This window comes from Streptomyces sp. NBC_01717 (assembly GCF_036248255.1).
Taxonomy (GTDB): domain Bacteria; phylum Actinomycetota; class Actinomycetes; order Streptomycetales; family Streptomycetaceae; genus Streptomyces.
In genome coordinates, this window is sequence record NZ_CP109178.1 from 6,753,036 (window position 1) to 6,770,773 (window position 17,738).

The following is a 17,738-nucleotide window of genomic DNA, read 5'->3' on the forward strand; positions in this document are numbered from 1 at the left end:
GGTCAGCCTCCCTGGACCGCGGTGAGAACTTCGATCCGGTCGCCGTCGGCGAGCGCCGCGGTGGACCACCGGCTGCGCGGGACGACGGTCTCGTTGACAGCGGCCGCGACGCCGGAGGTCGCCGCGGTCAGGGTGACGACGAGAGCTTCCAGGGTGGTGCCGGCGGCGATCGAGCGGGGATCACCGTTCACGGACACGGAGAGCGCGACGGAGTCGGTCATGCGGGCTGCTCCTGACGTGCGGAGGTGGTGGCGGGAGGCACGGCGGGCGGCGGTACGGCGGCGGGCGCGAACCGCCCGGGGGTGAACGGGCGGGCCACGGCGGGCAGCTCGCCGGTGGTCAACAGCTCGGCCATGGCGTCACCGGTGACGGGGGTGAGCAGCACCCCGTTGCGGTGGTGGCCGGTGGCGAGATGCAGGCCGGGCAGGGCGGTGGGGCCGAGCAGCGGGGCATTGTCGGGGGAGGCCGGGCGCAGGCCGGCCCGGGTCTCGGTGAGCGGCAGTTCGGTGATGCCGGGCACCAGCTCGTGGGCGTCGCGGAGCAGCTCGTACACCCCGCCCGCCGTGACCGTGGTGTCCCAGCCCATCTCCTCGCTGGTGGCGCCGACGACCAGCTCGCCGTTCTCGCGCGGGACGAGATAGACATGGCTGCCGCGGACCACGGCCCGTACGGTCCGGGTGAGGAACGGCGAGTACGCGGCGGGCACGGTCAGCCGCAGCACCTGTCCCTTCACCGGCCGGACGGGCGGCACGACCTCGGCCGGCAGACCCGCGAGCCGCCCGCTGAGGCTGCCTGCGGCGAGCACGATCTGGTCGGCGGCGAGCTCCGTGCCGGCTGCCAGCAGGGCTCCGGTGGCCCGGTCCCGTACCACCACCAGGCGTTCCGCCCGGTCGCGGTGGAAGACCACCCCGGCCCGCTCGCAGGCCGCCAGCAGGGCGGCGGCCAGCCGGCGGGGGTCGACCTGGTGGTCGCCGTCGACCCGCAGACCGCCGCGCACACCCGGCGCCAGCATCGGTTCCAGGCGGCGGCACTCGCGGCCGGTGAGCCACTCCGACTGCAGCCCCGAACGCTGCTGGAGCGCGTGCAGTTCCCGTAGATGGGCGCGGTCGTCGGAGTCCAGGGCGACCGCGAGGGTGCCGCAGGCCCGGAAGCCGATGTCCTGGCCGCTCGCCGCCTCCAACTCGGCCGCGAAGGCCGGGTACCGCGCGGCGGAGGCGACATTGAGACCGAGCAGCATCTGCTCGCCGTAATGGAGTTCGGTGACGGCGGCGAGCATTCCGGCCGCGACCCGGGCGGCACCGCCGCCCGGGTCGGGGTCGACGACCGCGGTGCGCAGGCCGCGCTGCGCCGCCCGCCAGGCGGTCACCAGGCCGATGATTCCGCCCCCGATGACGAGGACGTCGGATCCGGGTGCGTCGGATCCGACCGCTGATGTGCTCCCGGAGGGTCGCATGGGCGTCCAGCCCCTCCCTTCGCCGGCATGACCCGGATCAGGTTCGTACGGTCGGAGGCCGCCCAGCCTCCCTCTCAGCCCGGTGCGTCCGGGCTCCCGCGAGTGTCTTACGTTGGCCACCCTAAACCCCGTCACCCGGCCCCAGTAAGGGAGCAGCCACCGTGGCCCGTTCACTCGACGGACTCGTCCTCTCGCCGGTCGCCGACCAGGCGCCGGGTCAGGTCGGCACCCGGACCCGCTTCACGTACCACGAGGAGAAGGGTGCGATCTGGGCCGACTACGCGGGCGGGGAAGTGCTCCGGGGCCATCTCGTCGGTACCCGCACCGGCGATCGAGTCGACTTCCGCTACGTCCAGTTGAAGCAGGACGGGACGACCTCCTCCGGACACTGCGTCTCCACCGTCGTCGGCCTCGCGGACGGCCGGGTGCGGCTGGAGGAGTGCTGGGAATGGGAGTCGCAGGAGGGCAGCGGGACGAGCGTGGTCGAGGAACTCACGAACTGATGATTCGTCAGATGCTTAAGGTGGACAGGTGAGCGAGCAGCAGACAGAGCAGCCGGACCGGCGGACAGAGCGCCGCGTCGTCATCGTCGGTGCGGGCATGGCCGGCGTGCAGACCGCGGTGGCCCTGCGGGAACAGGGCTTCACCGGCCCGGTCGCCCTGATCGGTGCCGAACCCCACCAGCCGTACGACCGGCCCCCGCTGTCCAAGGCGGTGCTGCTCGGCACGGCAGAAGGCTCCGCCTTCGACATCGACTTCGAAGAGCTGGACATCGAGCTGCAACTGGGCCGTGACGTGACCGGCCTACGGGCCGACGCGCACGAACTGGACACCCTGGCGGGCCCCGTCCCGTACGACGTCCTGGTCATCGCCTCCGGCGCCGAACCGGTGGTGCTGCCCGGCTCCGAGGGGGTGCCCGGCGTGCATCTGCTGCGCACCCTCGACGACGCCGCACGGCTGCGGCCGGTCCTCGACCAGCAGCACACCGTCGTGGTCGTCGGGGCGGGCTGGATCGGCGCCGAATTCGCCACCGCAGCCCGCGCCGCGGGCTGCGAGGTCACCGTCGTCGAGGCCGCCGACCTGCCGCTCGCGGGCGTCCTGCCCGCCGAGGTCGCCGCCCCGATGGCCCGCTGGTACGCGCAGAGCGGCGCCGAACTCCTCACCGGCGCCCCGGTGGCACGGATCGAGCCCGGCAGCGTGGTCCTCGCGGACGGCCGCACGGTTGCCGCCGGAGCGGTGGTCGTCGGGATCGGCGCCCGGCCTGCCACCGGCTGGCTGGCCGGCTCCGGCATCGCCCTCGGTCCGGACGGATCGGTGACCACCGACGCCGCGCTGCGCACCTCGCTGCCCGATGTGTACGCGGTCGGGGACTGCGCGTCCTTCCCCTCCGCGCGGTACGGCACACGGCTCCTCGTCCATCACTGGGACAACGCCGTCCAAGGGCCGCGGACCGCCGCCGCCAACATCATCGGTGCCGGTGCGGACGGGGCGTCGTCGCTCCTGGCATACGACCCCGTGCCGTACTTCTGGTCCGAGCAGTTCGACCGGTTCGTGCAGTACGCGGGCCATCACGGGGGCGCGGACACGCTGCTCTGGCGCGGCGACCCGGCCGATCCCACCTGGTCCGTGTGCTGGCTGCGGGACGGCGCACTGGTCGCCGTCCTGGCCGTCGGCAGGCCGCGCGATCTGGCCCAGGGACGCAAACTCATCGAGGCTGGGGCACGGCTGGATCCGGCGCGGGCGGCCGACCCCGCCGTACCGCTGAAGTCGGCCAGGGCCGATGCCCCGTAGCGGCACGCCCGGAGGGGTTCCGGAGCCCTTGCGGGCACTGGGCCGACCCCCTTCCGGTCGGGTCCGGGTACCGACTGTCGGTCCGGGATGGCACGCTTGTCTCCGTGACCGAGATTGACGCAAAGATTGATGCTCTCGTCCCCGCCTGGCTCCACCTTCCCGACATCGCCGAAATGCTCGATGTCGAGGTGACGCGCGTGCGGCAGCTGGTCAAGGAGGGCCAGCTCATCGCCGTACGACGTGGTGAGAACCGGACGCTCCAGGTACCTGCTGCCTTCATCGACGGCAACAAGGTGGTCAAGGGCCTCTCCGGCACCCTGACGCTCCTGAGGGACGACGGCTACACCGACGAAGAGATGCTGGAGTGGCTCTTCACTCCCGACCCGACCCTGCCGGGTACCCCGGCGCAGGCGCTGAGCGAGAATCGCGGCACGGAGGTGAAGCGCCGCGCCCAGGCGCTCGCCGTCTGACCGGGACAACCGCGCGCGGGTACGGGCCGGACCGTTCCGAACGGCCCGGCCCGTACCCTCGCATCACGCCGCACCGCTGTACCGGCCCGACCGTGTCGTACCGCTGAATTCCGTACAGCTGTATCAAGGGGGAACCTCGTCATGCCCACGCCTCGCGAGCTGCTGTCCGACGCCCGGCTCTATCTGTGCACGGATGCCCGCAGGCGCCAGGGCGACCTGCCCGCCTTCCTCGACGCCGTGCTCTCCTCCGGGGTGGACATCGTCCAGCTGCGCGACAAGGGCATGGAGGCGGCCGAGGAGCTCGAACACCTGGCGGTCCTCGCCGACGCCTGCCGGCGCCACGGCAAACTCCTCGCCGTGAACGACCGGGCCGACGTCGCCCACGCCATCGGGTCCGAGGTGCTCCACCTCGGCCAGGGAGACCTGCCGGTCCCCGCCGCCCGCGCCATCATCGGCGAGGGCGTGGTGATCGGCCGCTCCACGCACGCGGAGCCCGAGGTCGACGCCGCTGTCGCCGAGCCCGGCGTGGACTACTTCTGCACCGGACCCTGCTGGCCCACCCCGACCAAGCCCGGTCGGCACGCCCCCGGCCTCGACCTCGTGCGGTACGCCGCCTCGCTCGCCCAGCCGCGCCCCTGGTTCGCCATCGGCGGGATCGACGCGGGCAACCTCGACGAGGTGCTGGACGCGGGAGCGCGCAGGGTCGTCGTCGTACGGGCGATCACCGAGGCCGACGACCCGGCGGCGGCCACCGCGGAGCTGGCGAAGCGGATCAGGGCGCGCGCCGACGGCTGACAGGCGCGTCACGGAAGTCACAGATCATCCGGAGAACGCCGGAGGACTGTCCGAAGGGTGGACAAACCATCAGTCAATTCGGGCAATTGCCGCTGGTCCGGTTGGGGGACCGTCGCGCCCTGGTTAACCTGCAGTATGGCCCTTGGCACTCCCTCTACCAGGACGGATCACGCACGCACCGTGCGTGAGCTGCTGGCGACCGGCAAGACTTCGTATTCGTTCGAGTTCTGGGCGCCCAAGACCGAGAAGGGCGAGCGCAATCTCTGGAATGCGCTGCGCCGGGTCGAGGCGGTGGGCCCGAGCTTCGTCTCCGTGACGTACGGGGCCGGTGGTTCCACCCGGTCCGGGACGGTCAGGGCCACCCAGCAGATCGCTGCCGATTCCACGCTCACTCCGGTCGCGCACCTCACGGCCGTCAACCACTCCGTCGCCGAACTGCGCAACATGGTCGGGCAGTACGCCGACGCCGGGATCCGGAACATCCTCGCCGTGCGCGGCGACCCGCCGGGCGACCCGATGGGCGAGTGGGTCGAGCACCCGGAGGGCGTGCGGTACGCGGCCGACCTCGTCCGGCTCATCAAGGAATCCGGCGATTTCTGCGTCGGGGTCGCGGCATTTCCCGAGATGCATCCGCGCTCGACCGACTGGGACACCGACATCCGGCATTTCGTGGACAAGTGCCGCGCGGGTGCCGACTATGCGATCACACAGATGTTCTTCGATCCGGACGACTATCTGCGTATGCGTGACCGTGTGGTCGCTGCGGGTTGCGACACGCCCGTCATCCCCGAGGTCATGCCGCTCACCAGCGTCAAGCAGTTGGAGCGGTTTCCGCAGCTCAGCAACGCGACGTTGCCCTCGTCCCTGAAAGACCGCATCCTCGCCGTCAAGGACGACGCAGCCGCTGTACGCTCCATTGGCATCGAGTTCGCGACGGAGTTCTGCGCGAGGCTGCGCTCCGAGGGTGTGCCCGGGCTGCACTTCATTACGCTCAACAACTCGACGGCAACGCTCGAAATCTACGAGAATCTCGGACTGCACAAGCAGTCGTGACCGGCCGTACCCGCCATGATCCCGGGCGGCGGCGGTAGAAATGGGGGCGGGCATGGGCTGGACGGTCCTCTACATCGCGTTCGGCATCGTGGCGCTGTGGCTGCTCGGCGAGGTGCTCCTGCAGTACAAGGCGAGGCTGCGCTGGCGCCTGCTCGCCTTCACCGGCTTCGCCGGTGTGGTCGTCGGCGTGCTGATGCCGTCCGTGCCCGTCATCGCCGTCGGCGCGATCGCGTTCGCCATCGGCCAGACGTACGTCACGCTCTCCTTCCGGCGCGGCTTCTCGACCGGCTGGGCCATAGGAGGCAGCCCGGGCGAGAGCCGTCGCCGTCGGAGCAGCGGTGACCGGGACACCCGCCGGGAGCCCACGCTCGAGGTGTCGGACCTGGAAGTGGAGTACGACCGGGCGGGCGAGGACGAGGCGGAGAACGCCGCACCCGCACCCGCGGCCGCCGTCTACGAGCCGGAGCCGCTGCCGGACGACACCGGGCAGTACGGCATCTACACCGATCCCGTCCCGCAGCACGAGTCCCAGCAGGCTCAGGGGCAGCCCCAGTACGGCGCTTACGACCCGTACGCCGACTACTCCACGTACAGCGGCGTGCCCGGCCAGGAGAGCTACGGCGGGCAGGGCGTGTACGCCGACCAGAACGCGTACGCCGGCCAGGACAGTTACGCCGGGCAGGAGACCTACGCGGGACAGGACGGCTACGCCGGGCAGTACGACTACGGCACGGGCCAGCAGCAGTACGCCGCGTACTCCGACCCGTACATCGGCACCACCGGCGGCCCCTCGCAGTACGGCGGGCACGACGCCTACGCAAGCTACGACAGCTACGGCAACCAGCAGCAGTACCCGGCGGACCCCTACGCCCAGCAGTACACCTCCGAGACCCCACCGGGCGGCGTCTGGGTGCCGCAGCAGCGCGAGGGCGAGCAGTACCCGCCGGAGCAGCAGCCCGCACAGCCCGCCCCGTACCCGAACGCCTACGACAGCGGCTACAACGAACAGCAGTACCGCTACTGACGGACGCCCGGGACCCGGTCCTGCCCTCTCATGCCCTCGATGTCATGGGAGAGACCGAGGGCGAGGCGGCACCCGACGCGCCCGGCCCCCGGACCCGCACTCATGCCTTCTCGATGCCGGCCGCTCACTGGGAGCCGCGGAAGCCGTCCCCCTCCACGATGAGCCCGGCGACGAGCGTCCCGGACATCCCGGCGTGCGCGAGCCCGCCGCCCGGGTGGGACCAGCCGCCCGCGAGGTAGAGACCCGGCAGCCGCGTGCGGTTCCCCGGATGCAGATACGCGCCCCCGGCCCCGGCCAGCGCCGGTGCGGGCACCGAGCCGCCCTCGGCGCCGGTGTCGGCCGCCGTCCGGGCGGGCGTCCGCACTTCGGCGTGGAGCAGCCGCTCGCGTATACCGGGGACGGCAGCGCCGGCCGCCTCGATCAAGGTGTCCGCATACCGCTCGCACAGCGCCGCGTCCGTCCAGTCCACCGCGCCGTGCGGGGCGACCGTCGCCGTCACTGTCACGGCCTCGTGCGCGTCGTCGGGGCGGGTCGACGGATCGTCCGGGCGGATCACCGTCACCGTGGGACGCTCGGCGAGCCGGCCACCGAACACCGCCTCTCGTTCCGCCGCGCCGTCCGCGCCGTGCACCACCGTCCGGTGCACCGTCCCCGCGGGCCGGGCGCCACTCAGCGACAGCAGGACCTGGAACCGGCCCGGCACCGTCGCCCGGTCCGCCGGCCGCGGCTGAGCCGTCACATCGCCGTCCCGCCACAGCTCCTGACCCGGCACAAGCCCCGGGCGCGGCCAGGCCCCGAGCACCACGTGATCGGCCTCGGTGACCGTCCCCGTCGCCAGCTCGACCCCCGCCGCCCGGCCGTCCTTCTCCACCACCCGGGCCACTTCGGCGCCGAACACGAACTCCACCTTCCGCGCCAGGCACCGCTCGTACACCGCCTGCGCCAGCGCCCGGATCCCGCCGGCCACGTACCAGCTGCCGAACGTCTCCTCCATGTACGGGAGCAGGGCCGCGCTCGCCGGCGCACGCAGTGGATCGAGGCCGTACGACAGCGCGTATCCGTCGAGCAGCGCGGTCAGCCGGGGGTCCGTCAGCTCCCAGGCACCGACCTCCGCCAGCGTGCCCGCCTGCCGGGCGGCCCGCAGTATCCGGCGCTGCCGGAGCGCCGGATACGGATCACGGCCCAGCACCTGCCAGTCGGCGCGCAACGGCTCCTCCAGCAACGGCCGCCGGGACCTGTCCCAGGCATCCCGGGCCCGGTCGAGGAACTCGCCCCAGCTGCGGCCCGCACCGGCCCCCAGCGCGCCGTCCAGGGCGGCGACCACCCCGGCGCGCGAGGCGTTCGGCAGCGAGACCGCCGTGCCGTCGGCGAAGAGATGGCGGCTCGCCGGATCGACCTGCGTCATCGTGACGCACCGCTCCAGCGGCTCCTTGCCGGTCTTGACGAACAGATCGCGGTAGACGGCGGGCAGATGCAGCAGCGAGGGACCCGTGTCGAACGCGAAGCCGTCCCGGGCATACCGGCCGACCGAGCCGCCGTACGTCCCGGACCGCTCGTACACCGTCACCCGGTGTCCTGCCACAGCCAGCCGGGCGGCCGCCGCCATTGCGCCCATCCCGGCGCCGATCACCGCAATACGTGCCATGTCAGTGACCTTAACGGCCACCGCTGACAAGTCAGCCGGGAGGCCAGTGCGAACCCGTCCCGGCCATGCGTTTCTCCTCGCGCCGCTGGGCCCTGCGGCGCAGGAACCGGCGGATCCGGGAGGCCAGGAAGGCCAGTATCACGATGCCGAGCACCAGCAGCGTCGCGGCGATGATGGCGGCCGCCAGCGGATGGAATATCGCGAACGTGATGATTCCGGCGACGCCCAGGTCCTCGGCGGTGCTCACCGCGATATTGCTGAACGGCTCGGGCGAGGTGTTCACCGCCATCCTGGTGCCCGCCTTCACCAGATGGCTCATCAGCGCGGTGGAACCGCCGACGGCCCCGGCGGCGAGCTCCGGCAGCGAACCGCTCTGACCGGCCAGCAGCGCCGCCACGACGGCCCCGGCGATCGGCCTGATGACGGTGTGCACCGAGTCCCAGAGCGAGTCCACGTACGGGATCTTGTCCGCCACCGCCTCGCACAGGAACAGCACACCGGCCACCACGAGCACATCGGTGCGCTGCAGCGAGGCGGGCACCTCGTCGCTGATGCCGGTCGCGCCGAAGACGCCGAGCAACAGGACCACCGCGTAGGCGTTGATCCCGCTCGCCCAGCCACTTGTGAACACCAGGGGGAGTACGGACACGGACGCGATCGTAACCAGGTGGTGCGGCACTGCGGGTGGAGTCGGGTGCGCAGCTCTGAGTATCCGTACCTAGTGAACGAGATGAGTAGGTACGCGGATGGGCTGCCACCTGCCCGGACGGAAGAGTGGAGACCACGGAAGGGGCGCAGCGCCGGTACCGCCGACACGGGGTGGCGGAACAGGCACGGCACTCCTTCCGGAACGGGGGTGCACCACGGAGGGCCCGGGGACCACGGGGGAACACGGGGGTCACGGGGGAAGGCCCTCCGGCAGCACGGGAAGCGCCGGTCGGACGAGGCTCGGGGGGATCGAGCCTCGTGGGACCGGCGTTTCTGTTGTGTGCGCACGCTCTCGGGAGGAGCGCGTGTCAGCGTCCGCTGACCCGGCCGTGCAGCAGCAGGGACAGCGCCGAGTGCACGTCGTCGATGGACCGCTCGGGCTGGAACGCCTGCCAGTCCAGCGCAGCCACCAGCACCATGCCGACCAGTGCGGCCGCCGTCAGCGGGATGTCGATCTCCTGGCTGAGCTCGCCGTTCCCGACGCCCTCCCGGAGCACGTCCTCGACCACGGCGACGGCCTCCTGACGTACCACCAGGAGGGTCGCCTGCCAGGCACGGTTGGTGCGCCACAGCTCGGCGACGTACAGCTGGGTGAAGGCCGGGTAGCGGTCGATGAAGACCAGGCCGGCCCTGATCATTGCGTCCAGGGCCTCGACCCGGGTGCCGCCGCGCTCCTCGGTCTGCTCGGCCGCTGACCGCAGTGACGCGGTCAGCAGTCCGACGCCGTGCCGCAGCAGTTCCTCGAAGAGCTCGGTCTTGCTCTTGAAGTTGTAGTAGACCGTGCCCTTGGCGACCCCGGCGCGCTCGGCGATCTCGTCGACCGTGGTCGCCGAGAAACCCTTCTCCGCGATGAGCGTGACGGCCGCCTCGTAGAGCTTCTGCCGGGTGGCCTGGCGACGCGTGGTGCTACTGCTTTCCATGCGGTCGATTCTCACAGGTCCCGGCGCGCTCACAGGCTCAGCTCCGGATGCAGCCGGTCCAGCGTCCACACCTGCTTGCGGCGCGCGGCGACCGCGGTCAGGGCCAGCGCCCCCGCCGTGAACGCCAGGAGCACCGCACAGCCCTGCCAGACCGGACCGAGTCCGCCGCCAGTGATCAGCCGGCGCAGCCCCTCGACGATGTAGCTCATCGGCAGATACGGGTGGATCGCACCGAAGAAGCCGGGGCTGGTCTGGACGGGATACGTACCTCCGGCCGAGGTCAGCTGGAGCATCAGCACGGCAAGTACGAGGATCCGCCCCGCCGCGCCGAACCGTGCGTTCAGCCACTGCACGATCGCGCCGAAGCAGCAGGTCACAAGGGCTAGGAAGCCGATCGTTCCGGCGGCGTGGGCCATCTGCAGTCCCAGCCCCCAGTGCAGCACGGACATCAGGGCGGCGACCTGCAGCAGACCGATCGCGGCCACCGGCAGCCAGCCCGCGAGGGCGATCCGCCAGGTGGAAGCCCCGGCGGCGAGCGCCCGCCGGTTCAGCGGCTGGATCAGCATGTACGCCACCATCGCGCCCACCCAGAGGGAGAGCGGGATGAAGTACGGGGCGAACCCGGTGCCGTAGTTGGGGGCCTTGTGCAGCGACTGGGAGGCGAGCTTCACCGGGTCGGCCATCACATCGGTGCGCCGGTCGCGGTCCTGCTTGTCGTAGTCGGGGATCTTGCCGACCCCGTCGTTCAGCCCTTGGGCGAGCGAGGCCGAACCGTCGCCGAGCCGGATCAGTCCGCCGTCCAGGCTGGTCGCGCCCTTCTTGAGCTCGCCGACGCCGGTGTTCAGGTCGACGGATCCGGTCCTCGCGGTGGCCAGGCCGGTGTGCAGTTCGTCCGCTCCCTTGGCGACCTTGTGGGCACCGGTGTTGAGCGCGTTGACCTTCGCGACGGCGGACTTCAGGTCCTCGTCCAGGTGCGGGGAGCGTTCGGCGAGGGCGTCGGCCTGCTTCTGCAGGGTCATCAGCTGTCCGCGCAGCTTCTTCAGATCCCCGTTCTGGTCCTTGACCAGTACGTTCACATCGTCGGCGACCTTCGCGACATCGGCCGCGGCGGTCGTGGCCCGCTTCAGCGGGGGGCAGACGGTGGGGTCGGGGAGCAGCTGCTCCGTGCAGCGGGTGCGGTAGACGTCGGCCAGATCGTCGGAGGCTTCGTGGGCGGCGGTCGCGGCGGTCGGCGCCGCCTTCACCAGCAGGTCGAGGTTGTCCCGTACGGCCTGCGAGGAGTCGGCGACCAGCCGGGCGGTGTCGCCGATCGTCCTGCCGTTGTCCTTCAGGAACGGGCGGATGTCGGCAGCCACCCCGTTGACCTTGTCGGCGAGCAGCTGGGTGCCGTCGGCGACCTGCCGGGACCCGGTTTCGAGGTCACCGGCGCCCTTGTTCAGCTTGGCGATTCCGGTCTCCAGCCGGCCGCTGCCGGACTTGGCGTCCTTGAGCCCGTCCGCGAGATCCTTCGAGCCCTTCTTCGCCTTGCCGATGCCGCCCTTGAGGTCGTCGGCGCCCTGGGCGGCCTTCGCCGTCGCGTCGTGGAGGTCGGAGAAGGAGATGAAGATCCGGTCGAGGAAGCCGCGCGAGGCATTGACCGAGGCGGCGGTGCGGACCTCGGAGAACACCGTCCGGGAGATCTGCCCGACGATGTAGTTGTTGGCGTCGTTCGTCCGCACCTGGAGCGCACCGGTATCGGGGGAGTCACCGGAACTGGACGCGATCCGCTTGCTGAAGTCCGCCGGCATGGTCAGCGAGAGGTAGTACGTACCCTCCTCGACGCCCCGGTCGGCCTGGGCGGAGCTGACCTCGTGCCACTCGAAGATCTTGGAGTCGAGCAGCTCGCCGGTGATCTCGTCCCCGGCCTCGATGCGCTTTCCGGCGGCGGTGGCGCCCTTGTCGTTGTTGACCAGGGCGACAGGGATCTTGTCGAGGCGGCTGTACGGGTCCCAGAAGGACCACAGGTACAGGGCGCCGTAGAGCAGGGGCAGGAGCAGGAGCGCGACGAGTGCGGCGCGGGGCAGCCTGCCCCTGCCGAAACGCTTCAGCTCAAGCGCGGCCAGTTTCGGCGAACGCATCGGCCGTCCCCTCATCAGTGGTCTTCTCGGCGGTGGTCTTCTCGGTCGTCGCCTCGGACGCCTCTGCGGGCGCGGAGGCGTCCGAGGCGTCTGCCGCTGTGATGTCTGTGTCTGCGGTGCCCGTGGTGGCCGTGCGGACGGTGATGGCGCCGACGGGCGCCTGGCTGCAGACGGCGAGCACGGTCGTTCCGCTGTCGGCGACGGAACGCAGCAGCTCCCAGGCCTCGGCGCGCTCGGCATCGGAGAGCTTGAGATCGGTGTCGTCCACGGCGAGCAGCCGCGGCCGGCCGATCAGCGCGAGGGCGACGGACAGCCGCAACGCCTCCAGCCGCTCCAGATCGCGTACCGAAGTCCGCTCGGCCTTGGGCAGGTTTGCCGGGTCGAGCCCGGCGGCGTCCAGTGCCGTGTCGATCCGGTTGCGGGCTGCGGCGGTGCGCTCGGCGCGGGGGCGCAGCAGGGCGCGCAGCGAACCGTCGTAGCGGCGCTGCAGCAGGGCGCGCTCGCGCAGGTGCTCGGCGACCGTGAAGGCCGGGTCGAGTTCGCTGACCCCGGGCACCGGGCCGAGCGCGCTGATCCCGCGTACCGCGGCCATCTGGCGCGGCAGGCGCAGACCGCCCACCTCGGCACGGCCCTCGGAGGGGCGCATCCGGCCCGTCAGAGCGAGCAGCAGGCAGGTGCGGCCGGAGCCGGACGGGCCCTCGATCGCGATCAGGGCGCCGGGTGGGGCGTCGAGCCGTACGCCCCGGAAGGCCCAGCCGCGCGGTCCCTTGAGCCCGAAGTCCTCGGCGGTGACAGCTGCCCCGTGCGGGCTGTCCACAGACCCTCCCCATTTGAACTGACTGGTCAGTACAAAAAGATAGCTCGAACTCGCGCACGAGGCAAAAGGCCAGGTCAGGGGTTTATTGAGGTCGATTGTCAGTGGTGGGCCCCACGATGGATACATACGGCCACGGAGCCGTCACACGACGACAGGAGGTTCGTCATGGCCAACTCGTCCGCAGCTGCCGCCTCTCGGCGCCGCGCAGGCGGCCCTGCCCCCTCACCGACCGGCCCCGCCCCGTCATCGAGCGGACCGGCGAACGACGTCCACCCGGTGCTGCGCCGCACCACCGCGCCGCCCGCCGCTCTCGATCTGCTGGCCCAGGCCCGCGACGGCCTCGAAGAGGCCGCCGTGCTCGCCGTGCCGAACGAGCGCTATGCCACCGCCCATCTCGCCGCGCTGCGCACCGCCGCCGCCGTGCTCGCCGCCCGCGGCCGACCAGAGACGACCAGGCGACGCAGGGAGAGGATCCGTAGCGCTTGGGAAGTCCTCCCGGAGATCGCCCCGGAGCTCACCGAATGGAGCGCCCTGTTCGCTTCGGGGGCCCGCCGCAGGGCCCGGGCCGAAGCGGGCATACCGGGGGCGGCCAGCAGCCGCGACGCCGACGATCTGCTGCGCGACGCGGCCATGTTCCTGCGCCTGGTGGAGCGGCTCCTGGTGCTCCAGCCGACGCTCCCTCAGGCCCGGCAGGAGCGGTCCGACGCGGGATGACGGCTGCGGTGGCCCGAGGCAATAGGGTGGACAGCACCTGTATCACCTGCACCGTTCACGCTCCGCCGTCAGCGGCGGCACCGTGCCGAGGAGTCAACTGCCGTGTCGGATCAGCTGCGCCCCCGCGCCTCCCTCCGTACCGCCGTGGTCTGGGAGGTCCTGAAGGATGCTCTCGACCGTCAGGTCAAGGCGACCGGCAGGGACGCCCTGGACGTCCTGGACACCGGCGGCGGCACCGGAAACTTCGCGGTGCCGGTCGCCCTCCTCGGCCACCGGGTCACCGTCGTCGACCCCAGCCCCAACGCGCTCTTCGCACTGGAGCGCCGCGCTGCCGAGGCCGGGGTCGCCGACCGCGTCCGAGGCGTCCAGGGCGACATCCTCGGCCTGTTCGAGGTGGTCGAGCGCGGCGGTTACGACGCGGTGCTGTGCCACGGCGTCCTGGAGTACGTCGACGACCCCGCCGAGGGCGTACGCAACGCCGTCGACGCGCTCCGCCCGTCCGGTGAGCTCAGCCTGCTCGCCGCCGGACTCGGGGGCGCCGTCCTCGCCCGGGCGCTCGCGGGTCACTTCACCGAGGCCCGGCAGGCGCTCAGCGACCCGGCGGGCCGCTGGGGCGCAGGCGACCCGGTGCCCCGGCGGTACACCGCGGAGCAGCTCACCGAGCTGGTCTCCGCAGCCGACGTCGAGGTCGGCGCGGTCCACGGCGTACGGGTCTTCGCCGACCTCGTACCGGGTGTTCTGGTGGACACCGAGCCCGGCGCGATGGAGGCACTGCTGAAGCTGGAGACCGCGGTTGCGGAACTCCCGGCGTTCCGCTCGGTCGCGACCCAGCTGCACGTTCTGGGCACGAAGCGCGCCTGAGCCGCGGCCGGGGCCCGGCCGCCGGCAGTGCGCGGCGGGGCCGAAGTGCGGCGGCAGCGCGGCTGATCAGCGACGCAGCTGCAGATGGAGTACGCCACAGGCCCCCCGATCGGGGCGTAGTCACCGTATGATCGGGGGACACCATCCGGCATGACGGATCGGATGTTGGGGAATCTACGCCTCAGCAGCTGAGCCGTTGTGGCGGCCCGGACTGGCTGATTGGCGAACAGGGCGGGTTTCACGGGGGCGAATCCCTGCCTATCCTGGAAGGGCCGCATACCGGCCGCCCCCCGCGGCCGACGACGAGGAGGACTCCGTGCCGCTCTCGGAGCACGAGCAGCGAATGCTCGAGCAGATGGAGCGAGCGCTGTACGCCGAAGATCCCAAGTTCGCGACAGCGCTCGAGGGAAGCGGGCTGCGTACGTACACCCGGCGACGGGTCTACCAGGCGGTCGCAGGCTTCCTGGTGGGTATCGCGCTCCTCATGGCCGGAATGGTCGCCCAGCAGATCTGGATCAGCGTGGTGGGATTCCTCGTCATGCTGGGCTGCGCGGTCCTTGCGGTCACCGGTTGGCGCAAGGCTCCCAAGCCCGGCGAGCAGCAGGCGTCCGGGGGCAAGGGCGAGCGCCGACACCCCAGGCAACGCCGAACCGTGATGAACCGGATCGAGCAGCGGTGGCAGCGCCGCCGTGACGAGCAGGGTCAGTAAGCGCTTCTGAACGTGTGCTGGTGAGGGGCGGCCGCATCATCGCGGCCGCCCCTCACCCATGTCTGCACACCGCGGCCTGCGCGCCCTCAGGCGCACCGTCCTTCGATTTCTCCTGTGGTCCCGAGGGCAGGCGAAGGCCCTCCCGCCGGGCAGCGGCCCATGCCGCTCACGGGGTTTGCTCCAACCCCTGGGCGAGCCGAAATCGTGCCCGTCCGTCCGGCGACGAGGGGGAGCGCGGCCCGGTGACCGCGCCCCCTGCTCAGCCTCGCTGGCGGGACGGCCACCGCGGCAACCCGCGCCACCGCGCCACCCACCGGCCGATGAGTGCGGACCAGCTTTCGGACGCCGCCCATATCACCCGAACGGCCGAACGTGGTGCCACCACCGCGCGGATCCGGGCGAAGCGGTCGGCGGAGGCACGCACCCCGTCCCGCACCGTTGCCACGTCCTCGGCGAGCCCGGTGGCCGCCCGGGGCTGCGGGGCGTAGAGCACCTGCTCCACAGCCCCTGCCACCCGGTGCACGGCCGCGGCCTCGTCGGGGTCCAGCCGCCCCAGCCGTACCACCCGCGCTGCCGCCTTGCGCGGGGTCAGCGAGTCGTCGGGGCCGATGCCGTGGTCCCACGCCGTGTCAGTGATCTCCCGCCAGGCCGCCAGCGTTCTGGCCGTCGCATCCGCCGGCGTACGCCCCGTGGACGAGTTCAGCCTGCGTGTACGCACCCGAACCCGCCAGAACAACGGCAGCAGCAGCAGCGCGAGCACCAACAGGGCCGCCAGAACCACCAGGACGATGCTGCCCACCGGTGTCCCCGGATCCTTCGGAGCCGCGGCGCCCGGCGCCGCCGACGAGCCGCACTCGCCCTGTCGGCGAAGCTGTGGCGGGCAGCTGTCCGACGCGGACGGCGCGGCCGACGGAGCGGCCGAGGCACTCGCCTGCGGACGGCTCGGGTTGGCCGAGCCGTCCGAGGGGGCGTCCGGCAGGGTGTACTCGGGCGCGCTGCCCCGCGTCGGGGTCGGCTCGAAGCGGGTCCATCCGATGCCCTCGAAGTACAGCTCCGGCCAGGCGTGCGCATCGCGCAGCCCCACCGACATCGAACCGTCCGACTGCCCGGTGCCGGGTGTGAAACCCACCGCGACCCGGGCCGGAATTCCCAGCGTCCGCGCCATCGCGGCCATCGTGAACGAGAAGTGGACGCAGAAGCCCCGCTTGTCCTTCAGGAACCGGCCGATTGCGGCCGAGCCGGTGCCGGAGGTCACCGAGGTGTCGTAACTGAAGCGGCCGTCGAGGGCGAAGAAATTCTGCAGCTTCACCGCTCGCTCATAGTTGGTGGTGGCACCCTTCGTCACCCGGTTCGCAGTTTCCTTGACGACCTTCGGCAGCGAGCCGGGTACCTGGGTGTACTCCCGCCGCATCGCGGCCGACGCCGGGCCCGCCGCGGCGAGCTGATCCGCGGTCGGCTGCACCACCAGGCTGGAGACCTCGTACTGCGCCCCGCGGGTCGTCTGGCCGCGGTCTCCGACGAGGGTGCGTCCCGCGGACTCGTACCGCCAGTGCCCGCCGATCTTGACCTCGGTCGCGGGGTAGGGGAGCGGCAGGTAGGTCTGCTGGTACGAACGGGACGCGGAGATGTTCGACCTGATCTCCGTGACGGCGACGTCCGCGGCCAGGCCGTCCGGGTTGGGGAGCCGCTTCGGCACGTCCTTCAGGCTGCGCCGCGAGGGCCGCCACTCGCTCCCGGTGAACTGGTCCAGGGCCAGGATTCGCAGGTAGAAGTCCTGTGGGCTGCCGGAATTGGTGCGGTACGACATCACCTGCCGGTTCTCCGGCTGGTTCAGATCGTTCTGCAACGAGACCAGCGGGTTCACCGCTGAGATCGTGCCGCCGCCTCCGCCCTTGCCGGACCCGCTCCCCGAACCGGCCAGCCAACCGCCGTTGAGTGCGGACGTCGGTACGACCAGGGCCATACCCAGCGCCAGCGCGCCGATCCGCCGCCCGGTGCGGACCGGTGCGAGCGGCCGGCCGCCCGACATCTCGAGACCGGCCGCCAGACCGTTCGGTGACCGGCTCGTGCCGCCGAAGACCCGCCCCCACTGGGAGATCCGGTCCCGGCCCTCGGCCAGCAGCAGGATCAGATAGCCGGAGGCCGCCAGCAGGAACCACAGCCGGCCCGCACCACCGGACAGTCCCGCGGCGACCGAGTAGAGGGCGAGGAGCGGCAGGCCGGCCGGAGCCGCGCTGCGGAACGTCACCGCGAGAGTGTCCACGGCAAGACCGATCAGCAGCACACCGCCGACCAGCATCAGCCGGATGCCTTCCGTCGCGGGCGCCGGGATGGCATACCTTCCGACATCGTCCGCACCCGCGGTGAGCAGGTCGGCGAGCCGCTGGACGGCCTCGGGACCGGGCAGGAAACCGACCAGGGCCTGCCCCCGGGCGAACACCACGGTCAGCATCACCAGAGTGACCAGGAACTGCACCGTGACGATCAGCAGCCGCGGCAACGGCACCCGGCGGGCCAGTGCGCCCACCCCGCTCTGGATCGCCAGCAGGAACGCGGCCTGCACGATCCAGGCGGCCGGGTCGACCAAGGGCAGCATCGAACCCGCTGCCAACAGCGTCGCCGCAAAGGCGCACAGCGCCAGCCGACCACGACCGCTCATGC

General features: G+C 71.7%; 17 protein-coding genes and 1 riboswitch. Of the genes, 9 read left to right on the forward strand and 8 right to left on the reverse strand.

Going from position 1 to position 17,738, the window contains the following annotated elements:
• Nucleotides 1-2 precede the first annotated feature (2 nt).
• Nucleotides 3-221, reverse strand: coding sequence for a sulfur carrier protein ThiS (thiS, locus tag OHB49_RS30570; protein ID WP_030972942.1), 219 nt, complete (start codon nucleotides 219-221; stop codon nucleotides 3-5).
• Nucleotides 218-1,453 (reverse strand): glycine oxidase ThiO, encoded by a 1,236-nt coding sequence (gene thiO / locus OHB49_RS30575; RefSeq protein WP_329164153.1) that lies wholly within the window; start codon nucleotides 1,451-1,453, stop codon nucleotides 218-220. The genes thiS and thiO overlap by 4 nt, the downstream gene beginning before the upstream one ends.
• Nucleotides 1,451-1,563: riboswitch (TPP riboswitch) on the reverse strand. It overlaps the preceding gene by 3 nt.
• 51 nt (nucleotides 1,564-1,614) lie before the next feature.
• Between thiO and OHB49_RS30580 the strand changes: the two genes are divergently transcribed.
• The 6 genes from OHB49_RS30580 (at nucleotide 1,615) to OHB49_RS30605 (ending at nucleotide 6,586) form a co-directional block, all read left to right on the forward strand.
• On the forward strand, nucleotides 1,615-1,956 hold the full coding sequence (locus OHB49_RS30580) for a hypothetical protein (RefSeq protein WP_329164154.1): 342 nt from the start codon (nucleotides 1,615-1,617) through the stop codon (nucleotides 1,954-1,956).
• Nucleotides 1,957-1,984: 28 nt separating this feature from the next.
• Entirely contained in the window at nucleotides 1,985-3,244 is a 1,260-nt protein-coding gene (locus OHB49_RS30585) for an NAD(P)/FAD-dependent oxidoreductase (RefSeq protein ID WP_329164155.1), read from the forward strand.
• 104 nt (nucleotides 3,245-3,348) lie between these two features.
• On the forward strand, nucleotides 3,349-3,714 hold the full coding sequence (locus tag OHB49_RS30590) for an Rv2175c family DNA-binding protein (protein ID WP_030919271.1): 366 nt from the start codon (nucleotides 3,349-3,351) through the stop codon (nucleotides 3,712-3,714).
• 141 nt (nucleotides 3,715-3,855) lie between these two features.
• Entirely contained in the window at nucleotides 3,856-4,509 is a 654-nt protein-coding gene (gene thiE / locus OHB49_RS30595; protein WP_329164157.1) for a thiamine phosphate synthase, read from the forward strand.
• A 135-nt stretch (nucleotides 4,510-4,644) separates the two neighbouring features.
• Complete coding sequence (gene metF, locus OHB49_RS30600) at nucleotides 4,645-5,562, forward strand: methylenetetrahydrofolate reductase [NAD(P)H] (protein ID WP_329166676.1); 918 nt, start codon at nucleotides 4,645-4,647, stop codon at nucleotides 5,560-5,562.
• A gap of 52 nt (nucleotides 5,563-5,614) precedes the next feature.
• Entirely contained in the window at nucleotides 5,615-6,586 is a 972-nt protein-coding gene (locus OHB49_RS30605) for a hypothetical protein (protein WP_030972930.1), read from the forward strand.
• A gap of 124 nt (nucleotides 6,587-6,710) precedes the next feature.
• Here OHB49_RS30605 and OHB49_RS30610 read toward each other — a convergent pair whose 3' ends face one another.
• From OHB49_RS30610 to OHB49_RS30630, 5 genes are all read right to left on the reverse strand, one after another.
• The gene (locus tag OHB49_RS30610; RefSeq protein ID WP_329164158.1) at nucleotides 6,711-8,231 is read right to left on the reverse strand and encodes a phytoene desaturase family protein; all 1,521 of its coding nucleotides are present in this window, start codon (nucleotides 8,229-8,231) and stop codon (nucleotides 6,711-6,713) included.
• A gap of 31 nt (nucleotides 8,232-8,262) precedes the next feature.
• Nucleotides 8,263-8,880 carry a DUF4126 domain-containing protein gene (locus OHB49_RS30615; protein ID WP_329164159.1) on the reverse strand — a complete coding sequence of 206 codons (618 nt, stop codon included), beginning with the start codon at nucleotides 8,878-8,880 and terminating at the stop codon, nucleotides 8,263-8,265.
• Between the two features lie 367 nt (nucleotides 8,881-9,247).
• On the reverse strand, nucleotides 9,248-9,859 hold the full coding sequence (locus OHB49_RS30620) for a TetR/AcrR family transcriptional regulator (RefSeq protein ID WP_030972924.1): 612 nt from the start codon (nucleotides 9,857-9,859) through the stop codon (nucleotides 9,248-9,250).
• 29 nt (nucleotides 9,860-9,888) lie between these two features.
• On the reverse strand, nucleotides 9,889-11,976 hold the full coding sequence (locus OHB49_RS30625) for a YhgE/Pip domain-containing protein (RefSeq protein ID WP_329164161.1): 2,088 nt from the start codon (nucleotides 11,974-11,976) through the stop codon (nucleotides 9,889-9,891).
• A complete protein-coding gene (locus tag OHB49_RS30630; RefSeq protein ID WP_329164163.1) occupies nucleotides 11,948-12,793 on the reverse strand; it encodes an ATP-binding cassette domain-containing protein in 846 nt (281 codons plus the stop codon). The genes OHB49_RS30625 and OHB49_RS30630 overlap by 29 nt, the downstream gene beginning before the upstream one ends.
• Before the next feature lie 165 nt (nucleotides 12,794-12,958).
• On the opposite strand from OHB49_RS30630, the gene OHB49_RS30635 reads away from it, so the two are divergent.
• The 3 genes from OHB49_RS30635 to OHB49_RS30645 all read left to right on the forward strand — a co-directional run bounded on the left by OHB49_RS30635 (nucleotide 12,959) and on the right by OHB49_RS30645 (nucleotide 15,077).
• Nucleotides 12,959-13,507: an SAV_6107 family HEPN domain-containing protein gene (locus OHB49_RS30635; RefSeq protein ID WP_030972919.1), complete on the forward strand. Its 549-nt coding sequence runs from the start codon at nucleotides 12,959-12,961 to the stop codon at nucleotides 13,505-13,507.
• A gap of 102 nt (nucleotides 13,508-13,609) precedes the next feature.
• Complete coding sequence (locus OHB49_RS30640) at nucleotides 13,610-14,368, forward strand: methyltransferase (RefSeq protein ID WP_030972918.1); 759 nt, start codon at nucleotides 13,610-13,612, stop codon at nucleotides 14,366-14,368.
• A 316-nt stretch (nucleotides 14,369-14,684) separates the two neighbouring features.
• A complete protein-coding gene (locus tag OHB49_RS30645) occupies nucleotides 14,685-15,077 on the forward strand; it encodes a DUF3040 domain-containing protein (protein ID WP_030972917.1) in 393 nt (130 codons plus the stop codon).
• Nucleotides 15,078-15,336: 259 nt separating this feature from the next.
• Here OHB49_RS30645 and OHB49_RS30650 read toward each other — a convergent pair whose 3' ends face one another.
• Entirely contained in the window at nucleotides 15,337-17,736 is a 2,400-nt protein-coding gene (locus tag OHB49_RS30650) for a transglutaminase TgpA family protein (protein WP_329164164.1), read from the reverse strand.
• Nucleotides 17,737-17,738: the final 2 nt, after the last annotated feature.